Raw genomic sequence first — 7,389 nt, 5'->3', positions numbered from 1 at the left:
AGCGTCTAAAGTAAGAGCTACCAAAGGGCTGTTGGTACACTCCTTTGGAAAATTGGCAATTGCTCTACTTTCTTATGTTAATTTTTAATCTTTGAATCAGGTCGCCAACTCCTGATTCGCATATATTATTGATTATTATATATTTATATTCTATGTATTTCAAAATCGTTTTACGCTTGTTGGTCTGTTGGTCTGTTGGTCGCTTTTTGAACAAAGATTTCATTTCAAAATCGCGAAACTCTTTCTTATTTCTTTTTTCAGATCAAGGGGGTGCGGGGGAAAAATAGATAAAAAGGAAGAACCGGCCTTCCTGGGTCGATCCGTCTTGTCTTTCCAACAAAGGCAGTTCTATCCCATAAAGCCGGTTCTCCGGATTTTAAAATACTATCAGCATCTAAAAACGATAGGAAGGCGTTTCCTCCTTTTCTTCAATCCTTTCTTCTCTCTCAAAATCAATATCCAACAGCTCCTTCAGTTTGTCATAATTAAACGTGACAGCGGAGGTATTATTTTCTTTGTTGGTTATGATCCGTTTCATGGTATTATCTGTGATCATTTCCCCACCTATCCCGGTAGCGATATCCCCTTTCGGGACTTCTTTCACTTCCTGCCAACGGAAACGGGTAGACCGGACGCGGCCGATATAAGACTCATTACTTTCAAAATAAGTATTCAACGATTGCTGTGACAAGGCTTCATTTCTTGCCAGTGCAGCGTACATCGGATAAATATTAGTCATATTCAAATATAAAACGCGAGTATCGGCCGGATCTAGGACTCTTATTTCTGTATCTTTACCCTTTGTTTTAAGAGTGAGCTTAACCGGTACCTCAATCTTGTAATCTCGACCAGGCATAATACTACCTGTATCAATAAGATAATTAATATTACTGAAGAAATTATACATTCTATTCGATGTACTGATCGATTCCACCTGTTTAGCTACTTTTTCTACAGCGATCCGGAAGAACTCTTCATACGTAAATGGTAGCTGTAATACAGTATGCTCTTCTACTATTTTGCATACAGCCAAGAACATTGATACAGTTTCTAAGATACGAGATAATCCATCGGTGTTCGTTACTAATACACGAACATTATCTTTCAACTCTTTGAATACTTCACCGTAGACTTTTACGTAGTTATCAAGTAGAGATTTCCGGCAGGCAAGTATTTCAAGTAGCACGCTATGTAGTCCGCTTTCTTCATATGCTTTCAATTCATTGAAGATTTCTTCTTCCTGCTCCGTTCGATCGTCACGCTTCGGGACATCACAAATAATACAACGGTTAGCCAGTGAATTATCATCCTGTTGGGGACTCTCCTGCCCCATTATGACCAAAGCAGCGTTTACCTGGCTACTGTCGATCTCCTTGCTTACAGCATCCTTACGCTTCTGCTTTCCCTCTCCGTCATAGACAGCAGATTTCAACGCTTGGAAAATTACCGGATTGATATCCCTGTCATTGTATTCTTCAAGCATTATTGGAATATTCCGATAACGTTCAAGCCAAGAAAACAACGCGGCTGGAGTACCGGAATTTAGGTTAAATGTCGGTGTATCCGGCGGCATTGACAACGACCGAATCGAATAACCGACCTGAGATTTACCGGAACCAGTAGGTCCAATAAAGAACAAAGCGGTGAATGTTCTGCGAACACTATAAATATCACTACGGAAAGCACTCATAATAGAATATAGGATAGCCCATTTCCCGTTGTTATTCAATTTATATACATCATTCATCAGCGTACTCCAGCGAGCAAAATCAATTTTTCTTTTAGGCTCCCGATATTTAATGAAGCGATCCAAAAAGTAACGGTCACTATCCCGGCGTTCACTGGCATAGATTTTTGAAAAAGCAGGTATATAATAATATTGCTTATTATGTTCAACAAGCCCTAAATCAGAGACATACTGTAACTGTTGCTTCCCGTCGATCTCATGCACAATCGCGTTACTAAATGCGAAAAAGCCTTCATCATACCAGCCAAACATACGGAGCTCATAGCACTTTTTAAATTTACCCGCCCAACTATCCATAATGAGATCCAAATGATTTTGGTTTCCATTACTGAAATTTATATCTCCTTCTTCCCATAATCGCTTCCGGAACGTTTGTAAAGTGATCATTTCAGCACTGATCCATTCCATAAAGACAGGGTATGGATAATTGGCCTGCGTCAGTTGAACGATACGTTTATTTGCCTGACTTTCCTTATCGTATACATGCAATAAGGGTTCAATATAAAAGTTTCCGACTCGCATGAATGATTTCTTTCCATTTGCAAATATATAGGCAACTTTTCTCCCACCCCTATCAACATAAGGGAAGAACTGATAAGCTTTCCATAAACGGTTTATCTCCGGATCATCTTCTACATAATCAGGCAACTTGGAAGGATCAAACATTAATGAGGCACCATCTACCTGCAGGGCATCACTATTAAATCGAGCGGCTGATTTACGAATATCCAGATAAGGCTTTAGTACATGTTCGAGGGCGGTTTTTGTAACCCCTAACAATCGAGCATAGTCAGTAGCCTGGAACGCCCGTGTTGTCGCATCGGCATAAGAGATCAATTCAGCACATCGTTCAAGTGCAATCTTCTTTTGATTTTCCGGAGCATCTTTGAAAGCACTGTACAGACCGACATAGTATTCATTAAAACCAATTTCTTTTTCCGTCTCAACTGTTTTCCTCCTATCCTTTCCTTCATCATCAACATACATTTCTGTCGATTTTATATATCGGCTCATACTAACTGTAAAGCCGGTACAAGTAAGGGATCGGATAAATGTAAGTTCTACCGGTTCCTGAACAGTATCTTTATTTATTGTAAAACGATCACGGCAACGGATCACAGAGGAGACTCTACGAAGTTCCTGTATTTCCGGAACTCCGGGTATCCCGGTTACTAAAACTGTTGGACGCTCTCCCCAACTCTCTGTAAAGCGTTCGATCGACCAGGTGATTGTTATCTGCTTACCATCTGTACTGATCAATTTGGCAGCATCCTCCAAACCGGTAAAACCGACATCTTCCGACTGCTTCGGAGCATCTTTCTTTCCCATCGCCTGCAACTCTCCCACTAGTGAAGTGATCAGCTCACCATCAGCCTTAAACTTTTCAGCTAGCGATGTTATAAATGCTTGCCGTTGCAGTTTATCCGGAACAACAGAAATACTCTGGGCAATAACACGAAGTACTTCTGTTTTCCGGATCGGATCATCCATTTCACTTTCAAAAGCCTGGTATATAAAAGAAATGAAATCTGTTTCATTTTTCTTGATATATTTAGTCAGTTTATCCTTACCCATTTTATGAGCAAAGCTATCCGGATCTTCTCCATCCGGAAGCAGTACAGCCCGAACATTCATACCTTCGGCTAACAGGATATCCATGTTCCGGACCGAAGCTTTCATCCCGGCAGCATCGCCGTCGTAAATCGCCGTTACATTACGGGTAAACTTCTTGATCATTCGGACCTGATCCTGTGTCAAAGCCGTACCACTTCCACAAATCGTATTAGGAAGTGAGTGCTGAACAAACGATAAAACATCAAATTGCCCTTCCACCAAATAACATTTATCAGCCTTTGATATCTCCGGGCGTGCCTGATATATGCCGAATAGCGTTTTGCCTTTATGAAAAAGAGAAGTCTCCGGAGAATTGAGGTACTTACATTGTGTATCTGTTCCCAAAGTTCTACCAGTAAAACCTATTATTTGACCGGATAGAGAATAAAAGGGGAATACTATCCGATCAACAAAACGATCGTACACCTTCCCGTTTTCTTTGATTGAAATAAGTCCTGCTTTTTCCATCACTGACAGATCATACCCTTTTTGTCTTGCCTCATTGGTCAGCCAGGAGTAACCAGCCGGCGCATATCCTGCGCCATATTGAGCAAGTATCTCCGGGTTAATATGACGAGTACTAAGATACTCTGTCGGTCCCTTCTCTTGTAGTTGTGATATAAAGGATTCTCCGGAAAACGACAAACAGATTTGCAGGGCCTCACGTTCTTTTGCTTTAACCTTTTCTTCATCTGTCAGTTCTCTTTCCGGAACTGTTATATTATATTTGGACGCAATCAACTTAGCCGCTTCGAAGAAAGACAGTGCTTCATGCTCCATGACAAACCCGATCACATTTCCAGCCTTACCACAACCAAAACATTTCCAAATATTTTTAGCAGGACTAACGACCAGACTCGCATCTTTATCCCCATGAAACGGACATACGCCTTTATAATTTACACCGGCTTTACGCAGTTTTACGTAATCACTAATCACATCGACAATATCAGCAGCACTGATAATGCTTTCAATCACATTTTGAGGTATCATCTATTTTAATATTATCATTAAACAAACTTAGTTGCCGGGCTTCAAATGCCTCTTGTAAAGAGACTTTCAAAGTTGTAGCTAATCTCAGGTATTCCGCATCCGTGGGGGATTCCTCTCCCCGATATAGCTTCCAAAATCGTACCTGATTAATATCGACAGCTCGAAGAAATTCTTTTGTCACAGCAAAATATTCCGGATTCACTAGCTTAATCCGGAACAATTCTAAGACAAGATTACGTTTTACAGAAGGACGATAAACAATATTCTTACGGTGTATATATAGTTTAACGGCCAGTTCCGTCTTACCTAATACCTTAGCTATCTCATTCAATGTTTTTTTCCCCAGGTTCTCCCTCAGTAACTTTTCTTGGCTTTCGGACCAATGTTGCTTTTTCATGTCGTCTAACTGTTTTATAATCTGAACTAAAATCATAATCACTGTTACCCTCCTGGATGAACATACAGACTATTTTAATAAAGAGTTCCTTGTTTTCCTCCCTGACCTCAGAATCCAGCGAAAAGACACCTCCTACTTTCATTTTCATCAATTCGCTGTAAACACTATTCACATAATCCCGAAAACGATCAACCCCCATCTTGTCTTTGTAGCGGGAGATCCAATCCCAATCCGTCAACCGATATGCTGCATAACTATCCATCAACTTCTATCTTTTCATATTCAGAACTATCGAGGCTAAACATTTCATTATAGAGAGGATTGTCGCTTGTAATGCAAGCGCCGGGAACTCCTAAATGAAATTCCAACCACTTCAGGAAATCTTCCTTATCGCAGTCCTGCGGACATTCAACTTCATACATCAATTTTGCAATCATATCAATACTGTTTTTCAAGTTGCCGTTTCAATCCCATCATCTTTTTATCAATATCCGATCTTTTGTAAGCCGGCTTACCTGCCAGGTAACAACAAATCGAATCATCTAACCATGACGCTTCCTCTTTCGTTATTTGTTGGATGATGATATTACCATCCTTATCTGTTTCTGCATACATACGTTCCTACTTTTATTTTTTTAGTTTAGCTACTGCATATCCAAAACTTTTGCCTAAAAGGTAGGCTTCTTGCAAGCTTGATAGTTGTATAGTTACCCATGCACCAATATTAGTTGACGCACTCTCTTCTTTTATTAGAAAAATATTATTGTCTTTCAATATTTCATCGAATACTTGTCTATGACTATGTTGTACTAATATTTCTAAGTCTTCCATTTCTTAGTTTGAATTTAATTAAACGTTTCCAAGCCTCTCTCTAGCAACCATTCCATTGCAGGTGGAGTAACTGCATTCCCCAGTTGCTTTACCTTATCTTTTCCTGTCCCACACACAATATAATCATCTTCAAAGGCCATAGCAGCCTGAACTTCATGCGGAAAAAGCATCCTATATGTACATTCATTGATGTCTATGTTTTTGGGCGCGGATAAAACTAACGCAACACGGTCTTTTGTGGAGACTGTCCCTACTGGATCAAACATTCCCGATGTCTGATTACTTCCATAGTAATAGGAAAGAAACGCATTCACTGCCTTAGTAGAGGCTATTCCATGTGTAATCATGGATGTTTGAGTACTCATTGCCTGGTCAATTGATCTTGCATTTGATTGGCCTCTATTCTCCACAATAAACGGAACACCTAAAAGAGCATGCGAATCTACAGTGGTGAGCGTCCCCAAAGTTTTTTCAATGGGTATTGGAGCATTCTTCGGATTAAAAGCACCTCCATAGTTTTTTATCATTATTGGAATACCTACAAAGCCGTGATGATTACCACCTGATAACACAGTCGAAACATGTTCTGACAAAGGCCGACTTTTACCGTTTTTATTGTGCTCATCAATTAACATTGGTATTCCTGCAACCCCATAATTATGCTGTGTAGTCATTGTATATTCCGGAGAGGTGACAGGTTCTATTTTTCCACCGTAAGAACCTTTGGTGATCAATGCAGCGACTTGTCTAGTCGTTTGAGTATACATAGGATCAGATATTCCAGATGCCCGATTAAGCACACTCGAATTATCTGTATAGATAACAAAACTAGAATCGGAACATCTTTCTAATCCCCATTCTATACGTTTGATAGTATTTGCTGCCAATGGCTTTTTTCTGTCGCCAATTTTTTCTCCCGGCTTTGACCAGTCAATAACATTGAACGCTGAATAATAATATGGTTCAACCTCATTAGTACATCTCGGACATCGGTAAATATACTGTTGGCGATATTTCCCAAATTTCTTTTTAGGGTTCTTCCAACTCTGAATTGCTTCTACTTCCTGACCACAACACGAGCAGTACGCTTTAGGACATAAATCCAAATTAGGCGACTTATTACCTTTTTTCCAGAACATTACATACATCCTATCCCGGCTTTGAGGTGTGGGTAATGCGTGCATAGAATTAAGGTACACACATTTATGATCATATCCCAAATTGTGCATCGCATGTAACCAGGCATCCCACATCACCCACTGACGGGCTTCTACTACATTTTCGACAATAATCAGATTGTATTTATGGATTTCCGCAAACCGAGGAACGTCCCACATTGTAGCGCGTGATCTCTCTGCGGCAGGATCAATTGTCAAATTGCCGAACAGATTATTTGTCTGTTGATATTTTCTCTTTACCCCTTTAGCCAGTGAATGATTGGTACACTCTGGAGAAGTGATGAGAATATCTGTACTTTGATATCTCCGGGGATCACAAGCTGAAATGTCGGCGCAATCATGATCCGTCTGAGGAAAATTGGTGTTGTGTGTTTCAATGGCCAAACGCCAATGGTTCATCGCCAGTGCAATTTCAAGACCACCTCCCATCTTACGAGAGAGTCTTCTGGCACCTTGTGATGATCCACCAGCACCACAGAATTGATCTGTTATTGTTAGATAACTATGTTTCATATTCTTATGTTTTTAGCAAAAATTTTCCGATAAAATAGGAGAATAAAATTCATCCCTTTTGATAACGGCGAACATTCTCGCCACAAGTTTTGCCCGTAAAGCATTGATAATGGTCA

Annotated in this window: 7 protein-coding genes; all 7 read right to left on the bottom strand. The window is 40.1% G+C overall.

Features of this window, described 5'->3' with window-relative positions; genetic code table 11:
- Positions 1-394: 394 nt before the first annotated feature.
- From dnaG to NBH15_RS28750, 7 genes are read right to left on the bottom strand one after another with little or no spacing between them, the layout of a single operon-like run.
- On the bottom strand, positions 395-4,354 hold the full coding sequence (gene dnaG, locus NBH15_RS28780) for a DNA primase (RefSeq protein WP_250824178.1): 3,960 nt from the start codon (positions 4,352-4,354) through the stop codon (positions 395-397).
- Complete coding sequence (locus NBH15_RS28775; protein ID WP_250824177.1) at positions 4,332-4,751, bottom strand: hypothetical protein; 420 nt, start codon at positions 4,749-4,751, stop codon at positions 4,332-4,334. The genes dnaG and NBH15_RS28775 overlap by 23 nt, the downstream gene beginning before the upstream one ends.
- Positions 4,678-5,013, bottom strand: coding sequence for a hypothetical protein (locus NBH15_RS28770; protein WP_195437349.1), 336 nt, complete (start codon positions 5,011-5,013; stop codon positions 4,678-4,680). Before NBH15_RS28770 ends, NBH15_RS28775 begins: the two co-directional genes overlap by 74 nt.
- Positions 5,006-5,188 (bottom strand): hypothetical protein, encoded by a 183-nt coding sequence (locus tag NBH15_RS28765; RefSeq protein ID WP_250824176.1) that lies wholly within the window; start codon positions 5,186-5,188, stop codon positions 5,006-5,008. Before NBH15_RS28765 ends, NBH15_RS28770 begins: the two co-directional genes overlap by 8 nt.
- Before the next feature lies 1 nt (position 5,189).
- Positions 5,190-5,366: a hypothetical protein gene (locus NBH15_RS28760; protein ID WP_250824175.1), complete on the bottom strand. Its 177-nt coding sequence runs from the start codon at positions 5,364-5,366 to the stop codon at positions 5,190-5,192.
- Between the two features lie 12 nt (positions 5,367-5,378).
- Positions 5,379-5,582, bottom strand: coding sequence for a hypothetical protein (locus NBH15_RS28755; protein WP_250824174.1), 204 nt, complete (start codon positions 5,580-5,582; stop codon positions 5,379-5,381).
- Between the two features lie 14 nt (positions 5,583-5,596).
- The gene (locus NBH15_RS28750) at positions 5,597-7,273 is read right to left on the bottom strand and encodes a DNA cytosine methyltransferase (protein WP_250824173.1); all 1,677 of its coding nucleotides are present in this window, start codon (positions 7,271-7,273) and stop codon (positions 5,597-5,599) included.
- Positions 7,274-7,389: the final 116 nt, after the last annotated feature.

The sequence above is a fragment of the Parabacteroides caeci genome, from assembly GCF_023656795.1.
Classification (GTDB): Bacteria; Bacteroidota; Bacteroidia; order Bacteroidales; family Tannerellaceae; genus Parabacteroides; species Parabacteroides segnis.
The sequence above is the reverse complement of the archived record's forward strand: the minus strand, read 5'-3'. Positions and strand labels throughout refer to the sequence as shown.